Source organism: Polaromonas sp. P4_F9, assembly GCF_056401235.1.
Genome location: NZ_JBFUJT010000003.1, coordinates 80,887 through 103,553, shown reverse-complemented (window position 1 = coordinate 103,553; position 22,667 = coordinate 80,887). Strand labels below are relative to the sequence as shown.

Here is a 22,667-nt window from a genome sequence, read left to right as displayed (position 1 = left end):
GCGCGTTGCTGGCCGCTTGCGGCAGCGTACTCATGGCTGCTTCTCCGGGAATTCATGTTCCAGCAACGCACGCAGCATCTCGGCCACCGTGATGCCGCGTGTGAAGGCCGCGACCTTGATGCGGGCGCGCAGCGCCGGCGTCACGTCGATGGTCAGCCGGGCGGTATAGAGATCGGTTTTCCCGATGTCGGCGCCGTCGCCCTGGCGCACCCAGGCATCGGCGTGCGGATTGGCGGGCGGACGCGCACCAATGGCAACGCGCTTGCCGTTCTTCATCGCACCATCCTCAAGACTTCATCGGTGAGCGCCGCGATTTCGCGTGCAGCAATGCTGTCCACGTCGAGTTCACGTGCGAGTTGGCCTCTGGCCACGCTGTCGGCAAACACGATGCGCTGCCGAACCTCCGACAACAGCGAGGGTAGCGGTTGATCGGCTAGCGCACCGCGTGCCTCGCGTCCGATCACCGTGGTGCTGACGCGTCGGTTGATGACGAAGGCCGCGCGCAGCGCTGGCCGGAATACCTGCGCTTCACGAATCAGCGACACCATCTCGGCGCTGGCCCACACGTCGTAAGGACTGGGTTGCACAGGAATCAGCACCAGGTCCGCTGCGAGCAGCGCGGAGCGCGCGAGGGCGGCGATCCGGGGCGGGCCATCGATCACGATGTGATCGCAGCGCTTGGCGAGTTCTGGCGCTTCCTGATGCAGCGTTTCCCTTGCCAGACCGACAGCACCGAATAGCCGGGACAAGCCGCTCTGACTGCGGCGCTGTGTCCAATCGAGTGCCGACCCTTGGGGATCGGCATCGAGCAGGATCACCGAGCTGCCTTGCGTCGCCAGCTCACCGGCGATGTGCGTGGCGAGGGTTGTCTTGCCGACCCCGCCTTTTTGATTGAGTAGCGCGATGATCATGATGCGCTGCCTCCTGTCCGCCGACTTATCCACAGCGCGCGGGCTCTTCTTATCGTTAGTTTTATAGATTCAAAGTTAGAACCTAAGTTAGGAAACGCTGGAACCCTTGCCGCGCAAGGCTTTTCGACGCGTTCGTACTCCTGATAGCACGACAGCACTACGCCTGATAGCACGAGGATTCCCACTCCCGATAGCACGAGCGTATTCACCGCTTTTCCACAGGCACTGCACCGGCACTGAAGCTGCCACCGGGCCGCAGCGGTGCCGTGGACGGCACGGCGCGGAAGGTCAGCACCTCCGGCCCATGCTTGGGCCGCAGGATGGCGAGCGTGTAGCCCGGCAAGGGTTGCCGCGCCACGATGCAACGCAGGTCGTAGGCGAAGTCGGTGAAGCGCGCCAGACTCCCGGACTTGCGGTGCAGGTGCGGGAAATCGAAGCGCCAGCCTTCGCGCTGCCAGCCGCCGTGCTTGCGTACCAGGCGGTACAGCCAGCGCTCGATACCGCCGGTCAGGCGGAAGTAGTTGGCGTCGATGGTCAGCACCAGGCTCTCTTCGAACACGCCGGCATAGAACCAGTCCGGCAGGATCAGCTCGATGCCCAGCGGCCGGCCTTGGCCGTCCGCGCGTTCCTTCCATTCGTTGATCCATGAGAAGCGATGCAGCCGCCGCGCATTGGGTTGGCGAATGGATGTGGCGATGCTGGTGGACTGCAAGCGGTCCAGCGCAGCCTTGAGGCGCTGGTAGTCGCGCAGCGACGTGCCGCGGCCGATGAAGCGCAGGATCTCGTAGGGTGTAGCGGCCATCAGCCGCGACGAGCGAATCCCCGCATCGCGCGCCTCGACGATCTGGCTGGCAGCCCAAATCAGGATGTCGGCATCCCATATCGTCGCCAGGCCATGCTCGGCCGTGCCCTCGACCCGCACGGTCACGCTGCTGGTGCGGAAGTCGATCGGCACCGTGCGCTTGCTCTTGGCCAGCGAAAAGAACGGGTAGGCCATCAAGTCTTGCGCATCGCGTGCCGGCAGCTCGCCGGAGAAGGCATGGAATAGTTCGAGCTGCTCGCGCTGCGGGTCGTGCCCGATGTCCATCAGTGACGGTGCCCATCGCCGATCACCGCACGCCGGGACGGTGCGCGCTGTGTTGTTCAGCGTATTCGGGGTCGGACGTCATCTCAAAGCTGCGCGCATCGGCCCAGGTTTCGAGGTCGATGACGGCGTACATCACGCGCCGGCCAAACTTTCGGAAGCGCGGCCCGCCGCCGATGACGCGCTGCTTTTCCAGCGTGCGCGGCGATAACCGGAGGAATGCGGCGGCTTCGTCGTTGGTCAGGTAACGCGCTGGCTGCGCGGATTGAGCGGGCTGCTGGGTAGCAGTGGGTGCGGCTGCGGGTACGTGGTGCGGCCGTAACGGTGCGGGTCTCATGGCATGTGCCTCCATCGGTCAAGATCGCCGACGAAGCAATCGCCGCCGGATGGAAGCAGTCTCGGGAAAGTCAGGCGTTCTGCGCAGGGACGTTTTGCGCCGCCGTGCGAACGTCCCTGTTCGGCCTTGCCGCGTTAGAGTAGGCGGTGGTATCCGCCGTCCATGAGCGTCTGCCCGCGCCGGATCAAGCGGCGGACCTGGGCGCGCAAATCGCCGTCGTCGTGCCAGCGCTCGGTAACGGCGGCGTTGCCGAACAGCACTTCGGCCACGCCGCGCTGCGAGGCGCCGGCCAGCGTGCCGTCGAGCGCCTGCAGGGTGCGCATGTGGAGCATTGGCGTGCAACCTGGTCGGCTTGTGACGATTGCAGTGCGGTACACCTTTGCGGCGTCAAGCAACGCCAGCTCGGCTTCGATTGCGCGCCAGCGCTCGCGGAGCTTGCAACCGGCACGGACGGCATAGACGTAAGCCATGCCGTCTTCCAGTGCGGGAGGTATCGCCATGCGCAGCATGCGATTGACGAGCTGAGTGGTCAGCACCAGGCGCTTGCCGTCGTGCACCAGGTGTTTGCGGCCGGGGAAGCGCCAGAGCTGGAACAGCAGCGCATCGGCCGTGGGATCGGCATCGGGATAGACCTGGACTACCGAGGATGGATCAGGGGACCAGTCGGGGTATGCGTCGCGTGCATCGCGCGCGGGGTCTTCCAGCAGGCGCAAGCCCCAGCGCAGCGCCTCGTGCTGCGGATGGCGCCGGTGGCGCTGCCAGGCGCGCTGGTATTCCGGGTTGCGCCGCAGGTATTCCCACGCCAGAGCGGGGCCGTCCAGATGCAGGACGTACAGGTATGCAGCACTGGGATGCCAGTGAACAGCGCTCGAATCTGCCATGGCGCAAACTCCTCTCGGATAGAAGGAAATCAATCGCCATGGGGGGATACGGCGGGCAAGACCACTTCGGTCTTCGACCGCTATGAATCAACAAGGTTTGCAACTGATGAGGTTAAGGGTTACCCCCAGCATCAGCGTGCAACATTCGGTAAGTTGGCCGACAATATTGCGGCATTGCAATGGCATGACCCACCAGCGACGGGCCAACGCGGGTCGATCAGTCGTTGATCGATCCGTCAGCCTGGGCCAGCCGAACGTATTCGGAGAGCCGCCGCTTTGGCGTGAAATGCAAATCGCGTACAACGGCCAGGTTCTGTGGCCCGCGAATGCCTTCCAGGACGGACAACCGCACATGGCCGAGTTCCGGCGTACCTATGCCGAGGTCGATGAGACCGAAAGCGGTGTCGCCGTCGTCGGGACTGAGTTCGGTCAAGAGCCAGGTCGCATGCGCATCCAGGGTGAACAGCTTGACAACCGGCAGCGGGTCGCGCTTTTCGCCGCGCGCGGCGGCAGCGCCGTTATCGAGCAGTTGGACGCGGTGATCGTCGGTAATGAGTGGTTTCATGGTCGCTGCGCGCAAGTGATCACGATCAACGAAGCATTAGTTTTGCGCAAACGTGCCGATGCGTCAAAGTGTGACAGAACAAGTGTGCTTCTGCGTCAAATTGCCAAAGCGGATTCCACCGAATCCGTGGATACACGAATCAGCGATTGCGTAAGTACGGAAGCCATGATTTCAGTAGAAGCGGCTTTCAGCACAGGCACGATCGCCATTGGTAGAAAGCGGAAAAGGCTAAAAATGAACACTATAGATTGTAGCCCTATAGGGCGCTATCAGGTGTCATCGTCGTTTTACCTGAAACGATTTGACGACATTGAAGAACTCATTCCCTGCGGCGCTCAAGACAATCAGAAAAGCTCGCGGCCTCAGCCAGGAAGCTTTCTCTGACGTGTCGAGCCGCACGTACATGAGTTCCCTCGAACGTGGCCTGAAAAGCCCGACCTTGAGCAAGGTCGCTGAGCTGTGCGAGGTCATGGACGTGCATCCGCTCACCCTGCTGACGCTGGCCTATGGCGGCGACAGCAAGGGGATGGGTGAAGTCATCGAGCGCGCGCAGCGCGAGCTGGCCACCATCCAGGCCCAGACGAGAAAATAGGCGAGCAAAGGGCGCTGCCCAGCGGCAGCGCCCGCGTGACGGCTACGTGAACGGCGGTCGGCATCAGACCAGGTTCGATAGCGCATGTCGTCTTGCCTGCCGATCAGGCGCAGCCTGTTCGGCGAATTGGGAGGGGCGCCAAGCATGGGCGGCGGGGATGGGCGTCGAGCCGATCCCCTGGAGGGCAAGCAAAGCGCGCAGGCGTCAGCGATGGAAGCCGAAAGGGTGAGACGCCACCGGCGGCTCGATGCGCAGCACGATAGCGCGGCCCGGCATTGCCGGGGGACGCACGAATGCCCTCAATGCTGGTGCACAAGCCCACGAACACGCAGAACCGTTTTCACTCATCTCAGTGAAACTACAAAACCGCAAATCCGTAGAAGCGGGTTTGTGCCCAAGCACGGATACGGATGCACGGTTCCACGGGATTCCGTACTCCGCCAATAAGCGATTCAGTGCATGAAATGAGACGGCCCGCGATGCGCATCGCGGGCCGCTGACGGTGAACGCAAAAACGCCCCGCCGCAAGGGCGGGGCGTCGAGGGCGACGATCAGTCGCCCTTGCTGCGCGACCAGATCAGGTTGTGCGCGCTGTCCTCGCCTTCGACCAGGCGGGCATAGATGGTCGCCGGGAACGACGGGTCATCCAGGGTTGCCGACAGGTAGGGCCGGTCCGCCTTGCTGATTTTCTTCCACGCCGCGCCGATCTCGAAGTTGCCGGCGACGATGCGGTAGTCCGGGGCGTTGTCGCTCTCCTTGGTGTTGGGAACGAATTTGACCTTGACGTTAAGCGTCAGGGTGCGAACCGTGCCGGTGAAGCTGTCGTTTTGTGCGGTAAAGATGCCGATGTTTGCCATGATGAAGTTTCCTTTCGGTGAATCAAGGTCGCGCCCATCGCGGCCTTGTCGGTGATCCAAAGGGCGAGGTACGGGCGGGCTGCACCGCATAGCGGCCGCAACGCAGTGGAGGACCGGGAGGCGCGGCGATTTTGTTGCGCGAGGAAGGCACGCAGTGCCGGGGAAAATCGTTGCGCCGGACGGTTGCAGCCATGAAGCCCGAGGCGCAGCCGCTGCCTCGCCAGGATTCACGACAAGCCAAGGCCGCCGTTGGGTGCGATCCTCACCGGAAGGCAGCATGGCTCCGGTATCTCCGCACAAGCGTTGCGCCGGCACGCACCCCATTGCAGGCAAGGTCGGTTCCGAATCGCCAAGGATGAACGCTCCGCGCGCATTGGCGCGGGCTTGATGGATTGCGGCGTGGATGGCTCTGGGCATGGTGGACGGCCTGTCGGTGAGCCGCCGTCGTTCATGGCGACCTACCCGCCAGCGTCGGGGACGGTGCGCCATTGCACAACCGGGCGCAGCAAAGTCTGTCGCACTCCGGCGCGCCGCCCTTGTGGCGGGGCGCGTTTTCGGAAAGGGGTGGGGGCTGTCGGCTGTTAAAACGCGCGCGGCATACTTGCCGCGCGCGACGCGTAAAAAAATCCCGGCGGAAACCCGCCGGGACATCCTGCTTACTCGCTCGCCTCAGTATCCGGGAGCGTTTCTGCTGGTGCCTCCTGTACCGCTACGCGCAGCATCGCGGGCAGCCAGCCCGTGCCCGCCGCCAGCCGTTCCGCTTCGCTGGCCAGGTCGTTCTTCTTGAGCTTGGCGAGCCGTGCCGCGTGTTCCGGTGCGAACACCTGCACCGCCTCGATGGCCTTGGCCTTTGACACATGGGCGAAGTAGCCTTCGGCGGTCGGTGTCCACCACGGATGCATGTCGAGGCCCACCGCCTGCGCCAGCGCGGTAGCAGGCAACGTGTCTTCGCGTGGCGTCACCGCGCCCACCGTCGCAGCCACGCACACCGCCAGCAGCGACAGCAGTTCCTGCGGGGGAAACGCCAGCAGTTCCGCGAACAGTGCATCCGGGTCACTGGGTAGCCGAACCGCCCACGCCTGCCGCACTTCCCGCAGTCCGATCAGGGCGGGCGACTGCGCCACGTCCGGCGCAAACGCATCCAGTCCGTCCTGCGGTGAAGCGCTGATGTTGATCGGCGAATCGTCCGAACGGTAGCCATCCACCACCACGCGCAGCGCGAGGCGATGCACCACGGCCACCAGCGCCACCTGCGGATGGCGGGCGACTTCCGCTTGCAGCGCCGCCGTGCGGTGCGCGCTCAAGCGCCGCGCCAGCTTCTCGGAAATGCCGGGCGCAGTCGGTTGCGCCGCGCCTTCGCCATCATCGCCCGCCTGCATGCCTTGCCGTTCCTGTGCCCGCAACGCTTTGGCCTCGCCCTCGCGCAACAGGCCGCGATGGATGACGACCTCACCCGCATGATCGACCGCCACGATGGTCCCGGCCATCGTCAGAACCTCGGGCGCAAACACCAAAAGCGATTGCTCGATGGTGTCGAGTTCCGCGCCAAGCTTGTCGCTTTCTTCGTAGAGCGCCGATGCTTCCTCTTCGGCGATGTCCTCGGCATCGTCGGCATTCAGCCTGTCGTCGATGGCCTGTTGCCGTGCTTGCACCTTGGCGATGCGCTTGGCGTCGGTCTTGTTCGGTGTGCGCCGGTCACGGCGGGCACGCTGGAAGCCGTGCAGTTCCGCTGACGTGACGCGCGGCACCGTTTCGACCCATGCCCAGCCTTCGGCGCGAACGGTGTCCGCCACCGCAGCGAGCTTGTCTCGCGCAAGGCCATCCAGCAACGCCGCATCGGTCAGGAACACGCCCCGTGTGTCGTCCGAGAACAGGTCGCGCCGCAGACCGCCGCCCGCGGCCTCGTAAGCCTCGATGCCAACGAAACGCGCCAGCGCATCGCGTGTGGCGTCGATCTCGCGTTCGGTCAGGTGCTCGCGCAGCGCCTGCGGGCTGCGCTGCCACTGCGGCGCGTCATAGAACGCCGCCTCCTGTGCGGTGTGGTCGTCCGTGATGGCGAGGGCCATCAACTGGTCGAGCGTGACAGCATCGGCGCGATAGTCGGCCAGCAGGCGCGGCGAGACATTCGCCAGCTTCAAACGCCGCTGCACCACAAGCGGTGTCACACCAAAATCGGCGGCAATATCTTCGACAGGCCGACCCTCGGCCACCAACGCGGCGAACGCCTCGAACTGCTCGGCGGGGTGCATGGCCTCGCGCTGCACGTTCTCGGTCAGGCTCACGGTACGCGCTGACGCATCCGGCACCAGCAGGCAAGGCACGTCATGGGTCTTGGCAAGCTTGCGCCGCTTCGCCAGCAGCTTCAACGCGGCCAGCCGCCGCTGGCCTGCGACGACTTCGTAATGCTCACCATCGCTCGATACGGTGACGGTGAGGTTTTGCAGCAGGCCGACGCGGGCGATGCTCGAAGCCAGCTCGGGAATCGACGCGCCGCCGCTCTTGCGCACGTTGCGGCTCGAAGGCCGCAATTGCGACAGTGGAATCAACAGCAGGTCGTATGCCGCAATTGCGGCGGCAGTGACTGCATGCAGGGCTTGGGTTTCTTGATGGGTAACGGTGTTCATGGTGATAGCTCCTATCAGTTGAAAACAAAAATGGATGAAGAAAAACTCGCTCGGTGATTCACGTTGTCGATGTCTGCATGCGCGGCCTCCTGTGGTTTCAAAACTGACCGGATTCCAAGATTCGGAGCCCGGTGTTGGCTTCGGTTGATTCGGCGCAGTGACCTGGGCTGATCGCCGTTGCCGCCGTCTTTCCTGAGTTCATCGCCCGCGAACAACCGGGCCGGCGGGGACTGGCCGTCAAGGAAACAAGCGCAGGGTTGGTGCGGCCCGCAGCCGCAGGCGAGGACACGGCCCTGCGCGCCTTGACGGCCAGGCACCGCGGGCTACGGTCGCGGGACCAGCGATGAAGGAGGGGAAAGACGGATGACCGGCCTACGGCCAGAGACGCGACAAACCAACGCCGCGCGGCGAGCGCCCCTGCGTGCGCAGCACGCCTGGCTGGAGGTGAGCAAAGCGCGTGGCGCGCGATCGACGTTGTGTGCTGGCCGATCAGGCGCAGCCTGTTCGGCGGTCTTTTGGGGCGCCAAGCCTGCGCGGCGGGGTGGGCTGTAAGCCGACCCCTGGAGGCAAGCGCAGCGCGCAGCCTTTACTGGATGTCAAGGACGCAGCAAAAAAAGGGGGGCAATGCCCCCTCGGGCTACAACAGCCCGCGTTCCGCCATAGACAGGATGTCGCCGCCGGCGACGATCAGGTGATCCAGCACTCGCACGTCCACCAGCGCCAGTGCCGACTTCAGCGTCTGCGTCAGCATCTCGTCGGCGCGAGACGGTTGGGTCGAACCGCTGGGATGGTTATGCACCAGTATTAGCGCAGCGCTATTCCTGGCCAAGGACTCCTTGACCACCTCGCGCGGATACACCGATGTCTGGCTCACCGTGCCGCGAAACATCTCGACGTATTCGATGACACGGTTCTGTGCATCCAGATGGATGATGGCGAACACCTCGTGCTCCAGCGCTCCCAGCTTCACCCGCAGGAAGTCGCGCACCACCTGCGGCGAGTTCAGGACTTCGCAGTTGCGCATCTGTCCTGCGAGCACACGTTGCGCAGCCTGCAACACCTCGTCGGCATTGGCCGGACGGTAGTCGCCCGCGACATCGCGAACGAGAAGGGAAGAATCGAGAGAATGAGTGCGTTTCGACATGATCGTGCTCCAGTCCGAATCGGGCGGAATTGCCCGGAACCGGAGGAACACGGCGCAGCGCAGCAGTCAGGGGTCGAAGACGGCCGAATGGACGCCAGCGGGCAGGGCACGCGCAGCCCTTGACGGCGAGAACGGCGTGGTACGTTGAAGGGAACAGCAAGGCCGCCTCACACACACTCCACTGCCTCAACGGCAAGCGGAGCGCGCAGGCCCAAAGGGCCGGAGGCGTCAGGGATCAATGCCGAATAGCCGTGACTCGGCAAGAGGCGCCTGTCCAGCCGTACCAGCCTGAACTTAGCGACGATGTGGTCCTTCGGCCGTTCAGGGCGCTGGCCGATCAGGCGCAGCCTGTTCGGCGGTCTTTCCAGGGGCGCCAAGCGAAGCGCGGCGGGGATGGGCCGTCGGCCGATCCCCTGGAGGCAAGCGCAGTGCGCAGCGCCGCAGGCGCGAAGGCATCGCCATTGGGCACAGCAAATAGACGCGGTGCGCCACGCCCGCAACGCCGGGGTGGCGCACCGATGGTTTCAGCGAACCATCACTCCGCTGGCGCCACCATCGACTGCAAACGCTCGATCACGCCAGGTTCGACGAACACGCACGGCTGGTCGACCGCGATCGACGTGTTGAACACCTGGGCGAACGCGCCGCGTTTGAGATGGGCCAGCCGTCCCGTCCGGTAGGCCTGCTCGGGCTTCACGCGGCCATCGCCCGAAGGCACGCCGCTGCGCTGCGGGTCGCATTCGACCAGAGCGACGAGGCCCTCCGAGAACAGCCGCTGGTGCTCAGGACACAAGCCCCAGCCCGTCGTCGTATGGTGCTCCATGGTTGCACGCAGGCGCCTGTCGAGCAGGATGCTGCCGGTGTCGAAGCTGCTGCCGCATACCAGACAGACGTGTTGTTCCAGCGAAACGTGCGATTTATCGTTCATGGTGATCTCCAGTTGCTCGGGCGGAATTGCCCGGAACCGGAGGAACACGGCGCAGCGCAGCAGTCAGGGGTCGCAGACGGCCGCGAGGACGCAAGCGTGCGAAGCATGCGCAGCCCTTGACGGCGAGAACGGCGTGGTACGTTGAAGGGAACAGCAAGGCCGCCTCACACACTCCAACGCCTCAGTGGCAAGCGGAGCGCGCAGGCCCAAAGGGCCGGAGGCGTCAGGGATCAATGCCGAATGGCCGTGACTCGGCACGAGACGCGGGGCAACGCCCGCGAGCCCGACGGCGGCAACGCCGGGACGTTCTGCTAGCGCATTCGAGAACAGTCATGCAACCGATTCAGCGTATTGATGGAGTAGGAATGAAGCCGATACTCGCTGCGTTCAGCCTTCGGAGCTAACCGCCAAGATCGCAAGCTTTCTTCAGGCGTCCCGCTGAGCGGTCGTCTTTCTGAGGTTGAAGCCACGCATAACAGAATTACTCTTCGAGCGCTTGGATTTGCTACTCGGTTGCCTGATCGCCGGCGGCAGCCGGGGCGGTGAAATAGAGTCGGGCTGTCACCTGAGCCAATTCTTTCGCTGATCCCGCGTAACTGTCTATTCCGTGCTCGGTCTTGAGCCGTTCGAAGATGTGGTACGGTTCCAACTCGCGCGCTGTCAGTAGAATCACGCGATGCCGATAAGGCTCGTTCAATGTGCCCGCCATGGCGACCTCGTCAGCGGTGAACGGCGTCAGTTTTACAAAAAGCAGGTATGTCTCGAACCGATGCTTGGGGAAGGCATCGGCGACGCGACGCAGGTTGTCCACGTCGCGTTGAAACTCTTCGGCCTTGATCGGGCCCTGATCTTTGCACTCAGCGAGAATTATCGCCGCCCGGTCCGGATAGCGTCCGGCCATAAGCCAGACGAAATCGACTTCGCAACTTGGTAGATTCAGGTCCGCCGTTGGTTTCAAGTCCAGCGAAGGTGCATAGACACTGTGGCGCAGAGAGCCACTCAGTGTCGTTCCAAGCTGCTGCAGGGTCAGTGCCACGGGGACGGCACCCTGCGCGTTGCGCTCGGAGCCGAGCACACCCGATCGCCGAAAGCGCCAGGTGCTGGCGATCAACTGCCGCGTCGCGTCGTGGCCATGGCCGCATAGTTCGCAGGTCGCTTGCTGCTTGAGCACGTCGAGTGCCACCCAACTCGACATTCCGCACTTGGGGCAGTCCAGATCGACACCCATGCGGAACAGGCCTTTGTCCACCATGAAGGTGAAGACATCGGGCGGCGTCAGTTGGGTATGGATCGGGCGTGGACCTAGAAACAGGTCCTTGTGCGCGGCGAATGTGCCGTTCGAATGTTCCGGCGTTTTTCCGACGATTGTGTCGCGCGCCATTTCGCGCGAAAACGTGTCTCGCGGGCCGTATTTTTTGAGCAGTTGTCTGGCACCAGGGATCTTGAACACGCGCGCGCCTTGGAGCCCGCCTAGTTGTGTCAGGAGTTGACGCACGATGCGTCCGCTGTTGCTTAACGTGCTGTCGAAGCCCGCCATTGAAAAGATGCGCTGCATCAAGTCAGCAACTGGCATCGCGGTGAGAAAACTGTCGTGATCGGCGGCGTCGATCACGAGCCCCACGCAATCCGGCTCGACGCGCAGTTTGTCGTAGTGGAAATGCATGGCGCGTGCATAGAACTCGTTAAGTTCCGGAAGGTAGGGCACATTAAACGTGTGTTGTTCGTCGTGATAGAGGCCGCCGATGAACGAAACGGATGCGACCAGATGTTGGTTGCCGAAATGTGGGTCGCCGCTGAACGGTTTGTCAGCCAGTGCGAAATTCACGCGCGGAACGCCGTTGGACTCACCTATCACTCCGAGCGTTGACGCCTGCCCGAAATGCATCACCGGCGGCGATACGGCACCACCGGCCCAGAAGTGGTCCTGCACGCGGCAGCGTATCAATTGCATGCCTGCGAAAGGCTGGGCTGCCGTATCAATGTCCTGCCTTGACCAAACGCCCAGGCGGCGATCCCACTCATCGCGGCGATGCTCCACCATGCGATGCAGCGTTCGCTCCCATTCGGGAATCAGCTCAGCGTAGCGGTCCAGGGCGGTGGGATCGACGAACCACAAGGGAATATCGCAGGCGCGAATATTCCAGCAGCAGACAAGATCATCCGGATCGGCAGCGCTGCCGACGAAGAAGCCGGGTGCGTCCCAGCCCGCCCGCACCGTGTAGTGACGTGCGATGCCGAATCGGCCGATGGCCGCAAAACCGGGGTGTACCGTGACATCGGCTGGGACGGGAGCTTGTGGTGCCAGCGCGTACGTCGTCGGCGTAGCCACCTGGGCAACCATCGCAGCATAGTCCACACCGACTTCGTCGGCGCTCGGGTAGGCCCCGAACTGCATGAGAAACACGTCTGCCAGTGGGTCGTCCTGCTGCCATTGGTAGGCACGAACGCCCTGATCCATGAAAAGTTTCCATTCCGGCCTGGTATGCCAGTGCGAAATCGCATTGGCGATGTCCAGGACGTGTGCGAAGCTCCTCCACTGAACGTCCTTGACGAAGATTGAATCGCCATGAAACGGTGGGATAAGGTGCGGAAACTTCTTCGGAAAGTCCTTGACCTCTTGGCTGTCGCCCAAGGGCCATATCAAATCAAGACGAAACAGCTTGACCAAGTGCAGCGCCTCTTCCTCGCGGTCAACCACCAGTATCGGATTGAATCGACCACCCCAGAGTGCATGCGAATACCGCATTGCTTGGCGAATGGCAACGCTATCGCCTTGCCGTACCGCCCAGCCGATACGCAATGGTCGGTAACACACGTCAACCCTCAAGGTGTCCGCCACCGCGATTCGTCCTTATTTACCCATGAACCGGAGTAGGCTCGGCCGGCACAACAGACAGTCGCATACCGACAGCGTGAAGCACTGCCAGAAGCGTCTTGAGTGTTGGGTTGCCGCTCGGTGACAGCGCCCGATACAACGCCTCGCGGGTGACGCCTGCTTCTTGCGCCACGTTCGCAAGCCCGCCATAGGCTTCGGCCACATCGCGCAGCGCGAGCAGGCCGACGGCGCGATGCTCGGGATCGTCCAATTCTTCCAGCGCCGATTTCAGATACTCGACCGCAAAGGCCCGATCAGTCCGCAGTTCGGCGATGGTCGTTTCGGTATGGGGAACCGAAGCTGCATGTTTACGATGGCTCATGTGTTTCTCCGTTTCCAGTCCGACCAGTATTCCTTGGCCCGTTTGATGTCCGCATCCTGCGTGCGCTTGTCGCCGCCGCAGAGCAGGATGACCAACGTCGCGCCATGCCGCCCGAGATACACGCGATAGCCGGGACCAATGTCTTCGCGCAACTCCAGCACACCTTCGCCGACTGGCTTGATGTCACCGAAGATGCCCAGGGATACCCGCCGAAAACGGATTTCCAGCTTGGCCCTGGCCCGCGCATCACGCATTCCGGCGAGCCAGTCGGTCAGTGGTACTTCGCCATCAAGGCGCTGATACCGGCGCACTTCAATCATGTGTGTAGCCTCCATTGTAACTTATACTTCACAGAAGTCAAAGCTTGCGAAGTCCCGGTGAACAGCAGTTCGACGGTCATGACGCAGCAGACTCGGTTGCAGTGCTGGTGGCCCGCTTGCTGCCGGGAGGAGCGGGGCGGTTTTCCCCCCTGCGGTGACGGAAGGCTTGGTAAGCCGGTTTCGCTCCAGATGTGCCGGCGACCGGCTCAGGAGCAACTTTTGGGGCAATCGGACGGCTCTCTACAACGGCCTTGCGCCGATTGGCGACCAACTCGGCTGCTGCGCGCACTGGGTCGTCCTCGGTATGCACATAACGCATAAACATCGTGACCGTCTTGTGCGCGGTCAGCGCCATGCCTACCTTGACCGGAACGCCAGAGTTGGCTATGTCGGTGGCTGATCGATGGCGGATGCCATGCGTCCCGACCGGGGGCACGCCGGCACGATCAAGGATGCGCCGCCAAGCCTGGTAGTACGAATTCCCGGTCAGTGGCTGCTTGTGATCGAAGATCGACGGGCAGACATAGGGGGAGTTCTCGTAATGCGCGGCACTCGACAGAAGTCGGTAAGCCTCCTCGCTCATGGGTTTGGACATGTCGCCGGTCTTGCTGTCAGGCCAAACCACACGCCTGTTGGGCAGGTCAATCCAGTCCCACTGCAACAGCAGGATTTCCGACATACGGGCGGCAAACTCGAATTGCAGCCGGATAACCAGAGTCAGTGTCGGATGCTCCAGGCCCTCGGTATCGGCCTTGTCGAGATAGGCGAACAGTTGCCCCATCTGCGCATCGGTGATCAGGCGGGTCGTGCCTTTTTCTGGATACTTCGGAACGTGCCTGCAGGGGTTTGAGCCATCGGGCCGATAGCCCCACAGCTCGGCGAGGTTGAACATCTTGCGGATGCAGCCGAGTACGCGGTTGGCTTGTATGGGTGATTTCTCCTTGCGCTTCATCAGCGCAATCACGTCCATGCGCGTGATTTCAGGGACTTTCTTGCTGCCGAAGGCGGGAATGATTGAGCGATCGATCTGATTCTGGTATGAGCGCTGGGTGCTTGGCTTATTGCGCGTCTTGGAGTAGTCCTCCATGAATCGAATGCACAGTTCCTTGACGGTCGGTGCCTTGCGCGCATCTGCCTTCTCACCGCCTGGATCACCGCCGCGGCGAACCTCGGCCAGCCAGTCTTGTGCAAGCGCACGGGCCTGTTCGACGGTCAACTCGCCGAACAGCCCAAGCGACGGTTTGCGGCGTTCACCGGCGTTGGTCCGATATTGAATCATGAAGACCTTGCGGCCTGCCGGGGTAACCTTGCACAGGAAACCCGGCACCAAGGTGTCACGTAGTTCAACGTCGGTGGATTGAGGTTGTGCAGCGTCAACAACCGTTTTAGTCAATTTCATCTTAGCCATGTGTACTCCTGGAAATACCCGATTTCCAGGAGCCAGCTAGGAGCCAAGCGAAAGGGAACCGGGTCGATGTGGGTCGAACACCGGGGTATCATCAGGCTTGATGCTTCGAGAGAAAACCTGCTCAAGAGAGCTGGGGCGTAGCCTGGAAGACCTCGGTGTATTGCCAATCTTCCGGCTTAAAATCCGCCGCTTCCCTAACAGGGGCGTACCGGTTCGATTCCGGTCTCAGGCACCACCATCGGGCCAACCACCCATGTGCCGGTTGCGCCCCCGAAAACTGGGTAAGATTAAATCCATGGCCCGCTACAACACACCATTTGAAATTCACGTTCACGGCGAAGTACCTTTGCGCGCGGACGTCACCTTTGAGCAGCTGCAGGAGGCCCTCAAGCCCTTGTGGAAGTACGCGGGCTCAAAGTCCCTGGCGGCGGGCGCTGCGAGTGCCTACGAGGAGGAGCCCGGCATCCAGTTTGATGTTCACAAGCACCTGCTCCAGATGTGCTGGACCGTGCCCGGTGACGAGGATTTTCGCCAGGCGCTCGACGAAATGTGCATGGGGCTGAACGATCTTGCCGAGATGGGCGCGCCCATTGAAGTGACTTTTTACGACTCTGACTTCGACGAAGAAGAGGGCGCCGAGGATGACGAGGCGCGTGATGACTTTGCCATGTACTTTGTCGGCCCCACGCCGGCCGCCATCATGCAGGTCCAGCGCGACTTGCTCGTGCAGGACATGATAGGCCTCATGGAGCGGCATTTCGACGCCTCGGAGCTGGGCGAGGTCGTGGCGGCGGTCGATAAATTATTCGAGCAGCGCTTCGATGCGCTGGTCAACTCCATGCAGCTCGGCAAGCCGCCGCGCGGATTGGGCGGGCCGCAGGGTGGGTCGGGCCACGGGGGCGGCGGGCGCAAGCCCAGGCATTTGCACTAATTTGCACTACGAAGGTGTTGGCGCAGTCCCTGCTGGCGCGGCGGGGTGCTGCCGGTTGGTAAAGCCGAGCCCGCCGAGGTAAACGTTCATCACGCATTGACCAACCTCGAGAAGGTCAAAAGCCTCCGGGTCCAGCAGCCAGTTTTGTATCAGGCCGTCTATCAGGGCATGAAAGCCCTGTGCGGCAACAGAGGCGGGCATCGAAAGCGTCAAGGCCGTCTGGCGGGAGGCGAGGTCGATGCTCTGTTCACAACGGTTCAAGAACCCGTTGCGCACCGCCAGGTGACGAAGGCGGACGGCTTGAAGCTCCTCTACATATTCCACCTTTTGGGTCGCCACTTCAAAAACCCGACGGGTCTGTGTGTCGTTGACGATCTGCTTGAGGGCGTTGATGGTGGCGCGCCGGATGCGGTCAAGCGCGTTGGCGCTGGTGTCAGCGGCTTCTTGCTGATCAGCCCCCTCCTGGTCGAAAGATTCTTCCATGGGCAGCGTCACCCGCTCCATCATGGCGTTGAAGAGGTCGGCCTTGTCCTTGAAGTGCCAGTAGATGGCTCCGCGCGTGGCGCCGGCGCGCCGGGCGATGTCCTGCAGGCTGGTGCGCGACACGCCCTGCGCCTGAAACAGGTATTCGGCGGCATCAAGCAGCTTGTGGCGAGTCGCCAGTGCCTCTTCTTTGGTTCGGCGGGCCAATGGGTGTCTCCTGAAATCAATTTTCGGGGTGTCTATATACATTCATAAATGTATGTAAACTATAACACTCGTAAAAACCCTTACCCTTTCCCTTTTCGGTGAATGTGCTTGCGTATGCTCTGCACTATTCGCCGACGCTGCGCCACTTTCGCGCTTTTTCCAACATCCGAGGAACAGCATGCCTACGTCCCGCGTTGCCCAGTCTTCCCAGTCTTATTTCCTGCCCTCGTCGTTTATGGGGCTTCAGCCGTTGGCGCTAATTGCTGCGGTCTCAGTTTTTTTGGCCGGTTGCGGCAATGGGGGAACCGCGCAAGGCGGGGCCACCCCACCTCCCGCGCAGGTGGGTGTGGTGACGGTAACCCAGGGCGATGTGGGCCTGGTGACCGAGTTGCCCGGGCGTCTTGAAGCCTCGCGCGTCGCGCAGGTCCGGGCGCGGGCGGCCGGCATTTTGCAAAAGCGGCTGTTTCGGGAAGGCAGTGACGTCAAGGCCGGTCAGCCGCTGTTCAGCATTGACCCAGCGCCCTACGCTGCGGCAACTGCCAGTGCCAAAGCCGGCCAGGCGCGCGCTGAAGCCAATCTGGCGCAGGCGAGCGCCCTGGCCGAGCGCTACAAGCCGCTGGTTGAAGCCAATGCGATCAGCAAGCAGGAATACGCCAACGCCGTGGCGGCGCAAAAACAGGCCGAAGCCGATGTGGCGGTAGGCAAGGCCAATGTGCAGACGGCCGGCATCAATCTGGGCTATGCATCGGTGACGGCTCCTATCTCGGGCCGCATAGGCCGCGCGCTGGTCACTGAAGGCGCGCTGGTCGGGCAGGGCGACGCCACCCAACTCGCCGTGATCCAGCAGATCAACCCCGTGTACGTCAACTTCACGCAATCCGCCTCCGAGGTCATGAAGCTGCGTGCGGCCATGGAAAGCGGCCAGTTCAAGCGCGCCAGCGGGGAAGATGCGGCCAGCGTGCGCATTGTGCTGGAAGATGGCACCGAATACCCGCGTCCCGGCCGCTTGCTGTTTTCAGACCTGACCGTCGATGCCACCACGGGCCAGGTGACCTTGCGCGCGGAGGTTCCCAATCCGGGCGGCCAGCTGCTGCCGGGTCTGTATGTGCGGGTGCGCCTGGAGCAGGCGCAAGCGACCAATGCCGTCACCTTGCCGCAGCAGGCCGTGACGCGTACGGCGCAGGGTGACAGCGTCATGGTGGTGGATGCCACTGGAAAAGTCGCATCGCGCCCGGTCAAGATTGGCTCCGCCAAGGGCTCGCAATGGGTGGTGCTTGACGGGCTGAAAACAGGTGAACAGGTCATGGTGGATGGTTTCCAGAAACTGCAGCCCGGCGCATTGGTCAAGCCTGTGCCGTGGCAGCCGCCGGGTGCCAATCCGGCTGGCGCGGCTTCTGCTCCGGCTGCTGCGGCATCGTCGGCGGGCGCTGCCCAACCGGCGGCATCGGCTGCATCCGCAGCCGCGACAAAATAAGGAGCCCGGCACATGGCCAAATTTTTTATTGATCGGCCGATCTTTGCCTGGGTGATTGCCTTGTTCATCCTGGTGGTCGGCGGCGTGTCGATCACGCAGCTGCCGATTGCCCAGTACCCGCCCGTGGCCCCGCCCGCGATCGTCATCAATACGGCCTACCCCGGCGCGTCGGCCCAGACGCTCGAGGACAGCGTGCTGTCGGTGATTGAGCGTGAAATGAACGGCTCGCCCGGCCTGATCTACATGGAGTCGGTCGCGCAGGCCGACGGTTCCGGCAGCATCACGCTGAGCTTCCAGCCCGGCACCAATGCCGAGCTGGCGCAGGTGGACGTGCAGAACCGCCTGTCGCGCGCCTCGCCGCGGCTGCCAGCCGCTGTGACGCAGCAGGGCGTACGCGTAGACAAGTCGCGTGCCAACTTCCTGTTGTTCACCATGCTGTCGTCCGACAACCCGGCGCATGACCCGGTCGCGCTCGGCGACTATGCCTCGCGCAACATCGTGCCCGAACTCCAGCGCCTGCCCGGCATTGGGCAGGCCCAGCTGTTCGGCAGCGAACGCGCCATGCGCATCTGGCTCGACCCGGCCAAGCTGACGGGCTTCAGCCTTTCGGCGAACGATGTCAATACAGCGATTCGTGCGCAAAATGCCCAGGTGGCCGCCGGCAGCATCGGCGACCGGCCCAACGTGGCAGGCCAGGGCATTGCAGCCACCGTGGTGGTCAATGGGCAGCTCGCCAACGTCGGGCAGTTTGGCAATATCGTGCTGCGCGCCAACCCCGATGGCTCGTCGGTGCGCCTGAAGGATGTGGCACGTATCGAACTGGGCGGACAGTCCTATGCGACGTCGGCGCGTCTTAATGGCCAGCCCGCCGTCGGTATCGGCGTGCAGCTCGCGCCCAGCGGCAATGCGCTCGCATCCGCCAAGGCCGTGCGCGCGAAGATGGCCGAGCTTGAGCGCTACTTCCCGCAGGGCATGAAATGGGACATCCCCTACGACAGCTCGCGCTTCGTCAGGATATCGATTTCGCAGGTGGCCGAGACGCTGTTCGAGGCGGTGGCGCTGGTGTTCCTGGTGATGTTTCTGTTCCTGCAGAACTGGCGCTACACCATCATCCCGACCATCGTGGTGCCGATCTCGCTGCTGGGCACTTTCGCCACGCTGCTGGCGCTCGGGTTTTCAATCAACGTGCTCACCATGTTCGGCATGGTGCTGGTGATTGGTATCGTGGTGGACGATGCGATCGTGGTGGTCGAGAACGTCGAGCGCATCATGACCGAAGAGGGCCTGCCGCCGCTCGAGGCCACGCGCAAGGCGATGAAGCAGATCTCCGGCGCCATCATCGGCGTGACCGTGGTGCTGATCTCCGTGTTCGTGCCGCTGGCCTTCTTCGCGGGCTCGACCGGCAATATCTATCGGCAGTTTTCGGCGGTGATGGTGTCGTCAATCGGCTTCTCGGCATTCATGGCGCTGTCGCTCACACCGGCGCTCTGCGCCACGCTGCTCAAACCGGTAGAGGCCGGGCACCACCACGAAAAGACCGGTTTCTTCGGCTGGTTCAATCGGGGCTTCACACGCACGGCCAAGGGCTATGAAAGCGTGGTTGCGCGCATCCTCAAGCGTGCGGCGCGCTATCTGGTGATCTACGCAGCGATCATCGGCGCGATCGCCGTGGTCTTCCTGCGCCTGCCCACCTCGTTCTTGCCCAACGAAGACCAGGGCAACCTGCTGGTGAATGTGCAGCTGCCTCCGGGCGCGACGTACGAGCGCACGCTCTCGGTGATGCAGACCGTCGAAGCGTTCATCCTCAAGCAGCCTGAAGTGGAAAGCATGGTCGGCGTGCTGGGTTTCAGCTTCTCCGGCCAGGGTCAGAACGCCGCGCTCGCGTTCGTGACGCTCAAGGACTGGAAAGAGCGCGCGGGTGAGCAGCATTCGGCCGGAGCGGTTGCGGGACGGGCCTTCGGTGCGCTCATGGGTGTGCGTGATGCGTTCATCTTTCCGCTGAGCCCGCCGCCAATTCCCGAACTGGGTACGGCGTCGGGATTCAGCTTCCGTTTGCAGGATCGCGGCGGCGCGGGCCATGAGGCGCTCGTCAATGCGCGCAACCAGTTGCTGGGTCTGGCATCCAAGAGCCCGGTCCTCGCGCAGGTGCGTCCCGATGGCCTGGAAGACGCGCCGCAACTGCAGATCGATATTGACCGGGACAAGGCCAATGCGCTGGGCGTACCGTTCGATGCGATCAATTCGGTGTTGTCGACCTCGCTGGGCTCCAGCTACGTGAACGACTTCCCGAACCAGGGGCGCTTGCAGCGTGTGGTGGTGCAGGCCGATGCACCGGCGCGCATGCAGCCCGATGACCTGCTAAAACTGAACGCCAGCAACAGCAAGGGGCAATCGGTGCCGCTCTCGGCATTTGCCACGACGCGCTGGGCCAAGGGCGCGATGCAGACGGTGCGCTACAACGGCTATCCGGCGATCCGCATCGGCGGCAGCGCCGCACCGGGCTACAGCACCGGCGCCGCGATGGCCGAGATGGAGAAGCTGGCGGCGCAGCTGCCGCAGGGCTTCGGCTATGAGTGGACCGGCCAGTCGCGAGAGGAAAAACTCGCCGGCTCCCAGGCGACCCTTCTCTATGGCTTCGCGATCCTCGCGGTGTTCCTGTGTCTCGCTGCGCTATACGAGAGCTGGACCATTCCACTGGCGGTGATTCTGGTGGTGCCGCTGGGCGTGATCGGCGTGTTGCTGGCGACCCTGCTGCGCAGCTATTCGAACGACGTGTACTTTCAGGTGGGCCTGATCACCATCATCGGCCTGTCGGCGAAGAACGCCATTTTGATCATCGAGTTTGCGAAAGACCTTCAGGCGCAGGGCAAGGGCGTGATCGAGTCGGCGCTGGCCGCGGCCCATCTGCGTTTTCGCCCCATCATCATGACCTCGCTGGCTTTCGGCCTCGGCGTGATGCCTCTCGTGCTGGCTTCGGGCGCCGGCTCTGCTAGCCAGCGTGCCATCGGTACCGCCGTGATCGGCGGCATGGTGACCGGCACGGCGCTCGCGGTGATTTTTGTCCCGGTGTTCTTTGTCGTGGTGCGCGGCTTTTTCAAAGGCAGTGCGCGGCAAAACAGGATCTATTCGGAGCATGCCAAAGCGGCAGGCATCTCGGGAGATGAAGGAAATGAAGGTAAAGCCCATGCGTAAATCCAGGCTCCCCCAACTCCTGACGGTGGGCGCCGCGGCGCTGCTGGCGGGGTGCTCGATGATTCCCAAATACGAGCGGCCGGCCGCGCCGATTGCCGCAGAGTGGCCGGCCTCGAGCTGGATGGCTGAATCGGCCCAGGCGACCACCGGTGCGAGCCCTGCCGTGGCAACGGCACCCGCCGTGCCGGCGGCCGACATCGAATGGCAGGGTTTTTTCAGTGACCCCAAGCTCAGGCAACTGATAGAGGCGGCGCTGCGCAACAACCGCGACCTGCGGATTGCGGTGCTCAATATCGAGCAGGCCCGGGCCCAGTTCCAGATCCGGCGCGCCGACCAGTTTCCGACCGTCAATGCCGGGCTCTCGGGCTCGCGCCAGCCCAAGGCCGATGGCAACGGCGACAGCAGTATCACCAGCACCTACTCCGCCGGCTTGCTGGTGACGTCGTATGAGCTCGATTTCTTTGGCCGCGTGGCCAGCCTGAAGGAAGCCGCGCTGGCGCAGTACCTGGCGACTGAAGAGGGCCGCAAGACCACCCAGATCAGCCTGATCGCGGCCGTGGCCAACACCTACCTCAGTCTGCTGGCCGATGAAGAGCTGCTGGCCATCACGCAGCAAACGCTGGCGACGCGCGAAGAATCCTTCAAGCTGAGCAAGCTGCGCTTTGACAATGGCGTGACGTCCGAGCTGGATTTCCGGCAGGCCGAGTCGCTGACGGAAGCGGCCCGTGTCTCCCTGGCCCAGCTGGTCCGCCAGCGTGCCCTGGATCAGAATGCCCTGACGCTTTTGCTGGGCCAGCCCCTCGCGGGCGAGTTGGCAGTGGCGCCGCCGGCGGGCAAGGGGCTGGCTGACACGCCCATGCTGGTCGATGTGCCTGCCGGACTGCCCTCCGACCTGCTGACCCGCCGCCCCGACATTCGCCAGGCCGAGCAGCAGCTGCTTGCCGCCAATGCGGATATCGGCGCAGCCCGCGCCGCATTTTTCCCACGCATTTCGCTCACGACCAGCGCCGGCAGCGCCAGTTCGCACCTTTCGGGCCTCTTCAAGAGCGGCTCTTACGGCTGGACGCTGGCGCCGCAGTTGCTCCTGCCTATTTTTGATGCGGGGCGCAATCGTGCGGGGCTGGATTCGGCCAATGCCGGGCGCGACATCGCCGTGGCCCAGTACGAGAAATCGATCCAGACGGCCTTCCGCGAAGTTTCCGATGCGCTGGCAGGCCGCGCCACGCTGGGCGAGCAGTTGCGCGCGCAGCAGGCACAGGCCAACGCCGAAGCCACGCGCTTCAAGCTGGCTGACCTGCGCTACCAGAACGGGGTGGCCAGCTACCTTGACCTGCTCGATGCCCAGCGCTCGCTGTTCGCCGCGCGGCAGGCCGTGGTGCAGACCCGCCTGGCCCAGCTTCAGAGCCAGGTCACGCTTTACAAAACGCTGGGTGGTGGCTGGAAAGAGCCGGCAGCCTCCGCAGCGCCCTGAGCACATCCTGAGCGTTGGGTACGGCGCTTTTGCCGCMGCGCCCACAGGTATTTGTGAGCGA

General features: G+C 63.2%; 21 protein-coding genes. 6 read left to right on the top strand and 15 right to left on the bottom strand.

Annotated elements, in window-relative coordinates; translation table 11 throughout:
* Positions 1 to 30 precede the first annotated feature (30 nt).
* The 6 genes from AC1DUB_RS04185 to AC1DUB_RS04160 form a co-directional block, all read right to left on the bottom strand.
* The gene (locus tag AC1DUB_RS04185) at positions 31 to 276 is read right to left on the bottom strand and encodes a chromosome partitioning protein ParB (RefSeq protein WP_477728440.1); all 246 of its coding nucleotides are present in this window, start codon (positions 274 to 276) and stop codon (positions 31 to 33) included.
* The gene (parA, locus tag AC1DUB_RS04180; RefSeq protein ID WP_477728439.1) at positions 273 to 911 is read right to left on the bottom strand and encodes a ParA family partition ATPase; all 639 of its coding nucleotides are present in this window, start codon (positions 909 to 911) and stop codon (positions 273 to 275) included. The genes AC1DUB_RS04185 and parA overlap by 4 nt, the downstream gene beginning before the upstream one ends.
* A 205-nt stretch (positions 912 to 1,116) precedes the next feature.
* Positions 1,117 to 1,998 carry a replication initiator protein A gene (locus AC1DUB_RS04175; protein ID WP_477728438.1) on the bottom strand — a complete coding sequence of 294 codons (882 nt, stop codon included), beginning with the start codon at positions 1,996 to 1,998 and terminating at the stop codon, positions 1,117 to 1,119.
* A 22-nt stretch (positions 1,999 to 2,020) separates the two neighbouring features.
* A complete protein-coding gene (locus tag AC1DUB_RS04170) occupies positions 2,021 to 2,332 on the bottom strand; it encodes a helix-turn-helix domain-containing protein (protein ID WP_477728437.1) in 312 nt (103 codons plus the stop codon).
* A gap of 134 nt (positions 2,333 to 2,466) precedes the next feature.
* Positions 2,467 to 3,213, bottom strand: a complete 747-nt coding sequence (locus tag AC1DUB_RS04165) for a DUF2285 domain-containing protein (protein ID WP_477728436.1) — start codon at positions 3,211 to 3,213, stop codon at positions 2,467 to 2,469.
* A gap of 217 nt (positions 3,214 to 3,430) precedes the next feature.
* The gene (locus tag AC1DUB_RS04160) at positions 3,431 to 3,778 is read right to left on the bottom strand and encodes a DUF2958 domain-containing protein (RefSeq protein ID WP_477728435.1); all 348 of its coding nucleotides are present in this window, start codon (positions 3,776 to 3,778) and stop codon (positions 3,431 to 3,433) included.
* 15 nt (positions 3,779 to 3,793) lie between these two features.
* Here AC1DUB_RS04160 and AC1DUB_RS04155 point away from each other — a divergent pair, with 15 nt between their 5' ends.
* Positions 3,794 to 4,162, top strand: coding sequence for a hypothetical protein (locus tag AC1DUB_RS04155; RefSeq protein ID WP_477728538.1), 369 nt, complete (start codon positions 3,794 to 3,796; stop codon positions 4,160 to 4,162).
* Positions 4,080 to 4,370 carry a helix-turn-helix domain-containing protein gene (locus AC1DUB_RS04150; RefSeq protein WP_477728434.1) on the top strand — a complete coding sequence of 97 codons (291 nt, stop codon included), beginning with the start codon at positions 4,080 to 4,082 and terminating at the stop codon, positions 4,368 to 4,370. The genes AC1DUB_RS04155 and AC1DUB_RS04150 overlap by 83 nt, the downstream gene beginning before the upstream one ends.
* Positions 4,371 to 4,921: 551 nt before the next feature.
* Here AC1DUB_RS04150 and AC1DUB_RS04145 read toward each other — a convergent pair.
* The 8 genes from AC1DUB_RS04145 to AC1DUB_RS04110 all read right to left on the bottom strand — a co-directional run bounded on the left by AC1DUB_RS04145 (position 4,922) and on the right by AC1DUB_RS04110 (position 14,848).
* Positions 4,922 to 5,227 carry a DUF736 domain-containing protein gene (locus AC1DUB_RS04145; protein ID WP_477728433.1) on the bottom strand — a complete coding sequence of 102 codons (306 nt, stop codon included), beginning with the start codon at positions 5,225 to 5,227 and terminating at the stop codon, positions 4,922 to 4,924.
* A gap of 656 nt (positions 5,228 to 5,883) precedes the next feature.
* Positions 5,884 to 7,851, bottom strand: coding sequence for a ParB/RepB/Spo0J family partition protein (locus AC1DUB_RS04140; RefSeq protein ID WP_477728432.1), 1,968 nt, complete (start codon positions 7,849 to 7,851; stop codon positions 5,884 to 5,886).
* A 637-nt stretch (positions 7,852 to 8,488) separates the two neighbouring features.
* Positions 8,489 to 8,995 carry a RadC family protein gene (gene radC, locus AC1DUB_RS04135; RefSeq protein WP_477728431.1) on the bottom strand — a complete coding sequence of 169 codons (507 nt, stop codon included), beginning with the start codon at positions 8,993 to 8,995 and terminating at the stop codon, positions 8,489 to 8,491.
* A 535-nt stretch (positions 8,996 to 9,530) separates the two neighbouring features.
* The gene (locus AC1DUB_RS04130) at positions 9,531 to 9,923 is read right to left on the bottom strand and encodes an ATPase (protein WP_477728430.1); all 393 of its coding nucleotides are present in this window, start codon (positions 9,921 to 9,923) and stop codon (positions 9,531 to 9,533) included.
* Positions 9,924 to 10,428: 505 nt separating this feature from the next.
* Entirely contained in the window at positions 10,429 to 12,762 is a 2,334-nt protein-coding gene (locus AC1DUB_RS04125; protein WP_477728429.1) for a hypothetical protein, read from the bottom strand.
* A 16-nt stretch (positions 12,763 to 12,778) separates the two neighbouring features.
* Entirely contained in the window at positions 12,779 to 13,120 is a 342-nt protein-coding gene (locus AC1DUB_RS04120; protein ID WP_477728428.1) for an addiction module antidote protein, read from the bottom strand.
* Positions 13,117 to 13,440: a type II toxin-antitoxin system RelE/ParE family toxin gene (locus AC1DUB_RS04115; RefSeq protein ID WP_477728427.1), complete on the bottom strand. Its 324-nt coding sequence runs from the start codon at positions 13,438 to 13,440 to the stop codon at positions 13,117 to 13,119. Before AC1DUB_RS04115 ends, AC1DUB_RS04120 begins: the two co-directional genes overlap by 4 nt.
* Positions 13,441 to 13,516: 76 nt before the next feature.
* Entirely contained in the window at positions 13,517 to 14,848 is a 1,332-nt protein-coding gene (locus AC1DUB_RS04110; RefSeq protein ID WP_477728426.1) for a tyrosine-type recombinase/integrase, read from the bottom strand.
* Positions 14,849 to 15,143: 295 nt separating this feature from the next.
* On the opposite strand from AC1DUB_RS04110, the gene AC1DUB_RS04105 reads away from it, so the two are divergent.
* Positions 15,144 to 15,779 (top strand): DUF6806 family protein, encoded by a 636-nt coding sequence (locus AC1DUB_RS04105; RefSeq protein ID WP_477717061.1) that lies wholly within the window; start codon positions 15,144 to 15,146, stop codon positions 15,777 to 15,779.
* A gap of 6 nt (positions 15,780 to 15,785) precedes the next feature.
* Here the strand turns inward: AC1DUB_RS04105 and AC1DUB_RS04100 are convergent, their stop codons facing one another.
* Entirely contained in the window at positions 15,786 to 16,469 is a 684-nt protein-coding gene (locus AC1DUB_RS04100) for a TetR family transcriptional regulator (RefSeq protein ID WP_477728425.1), read from the bottom strand.
* Positions 16,470 to 16,647: 178 nt separating this feature from the next.
* Between AC1DUB_RS04100 and AC1DUB_RS04095 the strand changes: the two genes are divergently transcribed.
* From AC1DUB_RS04095 to AC1DUB_RS04085, 3 genes are read left to right on the top strand one after another with little or no spacing between them, the layout of a single operon-like run.
* Positions 16,648 to 17,943, top strand: a complete 1,296-nt coding sequence (locus tag AC1DUB_RS04095) for an efflux RND transporter periplasmic adaptor subunit (protein ID WP_477717059.1) — start codon at positions 16,648 to 16,650, stop codon at positions 17,941 to 17,943.
* Positions 17,944 to 17,955: 12 nt separating this feature from the next.
* On the top strand, positions 17,956 to 21,135 hold the full coding sequence (locus AC1DUB_RS04090; protein ID WP_477717058.1) for an efflux RND transporter permease subunit: 3,180 nt from the start codon (positions 17,956 to 17,958) through the stop codon (positions 21,133 to 21,135).
* Positions 21,128 to 22,606 (top strand): efflux transporter outer membrane subunit, encoded by a 1,479-nt coding sequence (locus AC1DUB_RS04085; protein WP_477717057.1) that lies wholly within the window; start codon positions 21,128 to 21,130, stop codon positions 22,604 to 22,606. Before AC1DUB_RS04090 ends, AC1DUB_RS04085 begins: the two co-directional genes overlap by 8 nt.
* Positions 22,607 to 22,667 lie beyond the last annotated feature (61 nt).

Excerpts from the sequence above, each read along its gene's own strand:
- AC1DUB_RS04185 (WP_477728440.1), bottom strand. The coding sequence starts at position 276 with ATGAAGAACGGCAAGCGCGTTGCCATTGGTGCGCGTCCGCCCGCCAAT.
- parA (WP_477728439.1), bottom strand. The coding sequence starts at position 911 with ATGATCATCGCGCTACTCAATCAAAAAGGCGGGGTCGGCAAGACAACC.
- AC1DUB_RS04175 (WP_477728438.1), bottom strand. The coding sequence starts at position 1,998 with ATGGACATCGGGCACGACCCGCAGCGCGAGCAGCTCGAACTATTCCAT.
- AC1DUB_RS04170 (WP_477728437.1), bottom strand. The coding sequence starts at position 2,332 with ATGAGACCCGCACCGTTACGGCCGCACCACGTACCCGCAGCCGCACCC.
- AC1DUB_RS04165 (WP_477728436.1), bottom strand. The coding sequence starts at position 3,213 with ATGGCAGATTCGAGCGCTGTTCACTGGCATCCCAGTGCTGCATACCTG.
- AC1DUB_RS04160 (WP_477728435.1), bottom strand. The coding sequence starts at position 3,778 with ATGAAACCACTCATTACCGACGATCACCGCGTCCAACTGCTCGATAAC.
- AC1DUB_RS04145 (WP_477728433.1), bottom strand. The coding sequence starts at position 5,227 with ATGGCAAACATCGGCATCTTTACCGCACAAAACGACAGCTTCACCGGC.
- AC1DUB_RS04140 (WP_477728432.1), bottom strand. The coding sequence starts at position 7,851 with ATGAACACCGTTACCCATCAAGAAACCCAAGCCCTGCATGCAGTCACT.
- radC (WP_477728431.1), bottom strand. The coding sequence starts at position 8,995 with ATGTCGAAACGCACTCATTCTCTCGATTCTTCCCTTCTCGTTCGCGAT.
- AC1DUB_RS04130 (WP_477728430.1), bottom strand. The coding sequence starts at position 9,923 with ATGAACGATAAATCGCACGTTTCGCTGGAACAACACGTCTGTCTGGTA.
- AC1DUB_RS04120 (WP_477728428.1), bottom strand. The coding sequence starts at position 13,120 with ATGAGCCATCGTAAACATGCAGCTTCGGTTCCCCATACCGAAACGACC.
- AC1DUB_RS04115 (WP_477728427.1), bottom strand. The coding sequence starts at position 13,440 with ATGATTGAAGTGCGCCGGTATCAGCGCCTTGATGGCGAAGTACCACTG.
- AC1DUB_RS04110 (WP_477728426.1), bottom strand. The coding sequence starts at position 14,848 with ATGGCTAAGATGAAATTGACTAAAACGGTTGTTGACGCTGCACAACCT.
- AC1DUB_RS04105 (WP_477717061.1), top strand. The coding sequence starts at position 15,144 with ATGGCCCGCTACAACACACCATTTGAAATTCACGTTCACGGCGAAGTA.
- AC1DUB_RS04095 (WP_477717059.1), top strand. The coding sequence starts at position 16,648 with ATGCCTACGTCCCGCGTTGCCCAGTCTTCCCAGTCTTATTTCCTGCCC.
- AC1DUB_RS04090 (WP_477717058.1), top strand. The coding sequence starts at position 17,956 with ATGGCCAAATTTTTTATTGATCGGCCGATCTTTGCCTGGGTGATTGCC.
- AC1DUB_RS04085 (WP_477717057.1), top strand. The coding sequence starts at position 21,128 with ATGCGTAAATCCAGGCTCCCCCAACTCCTGACGGTGGGCGCCGCGGCG.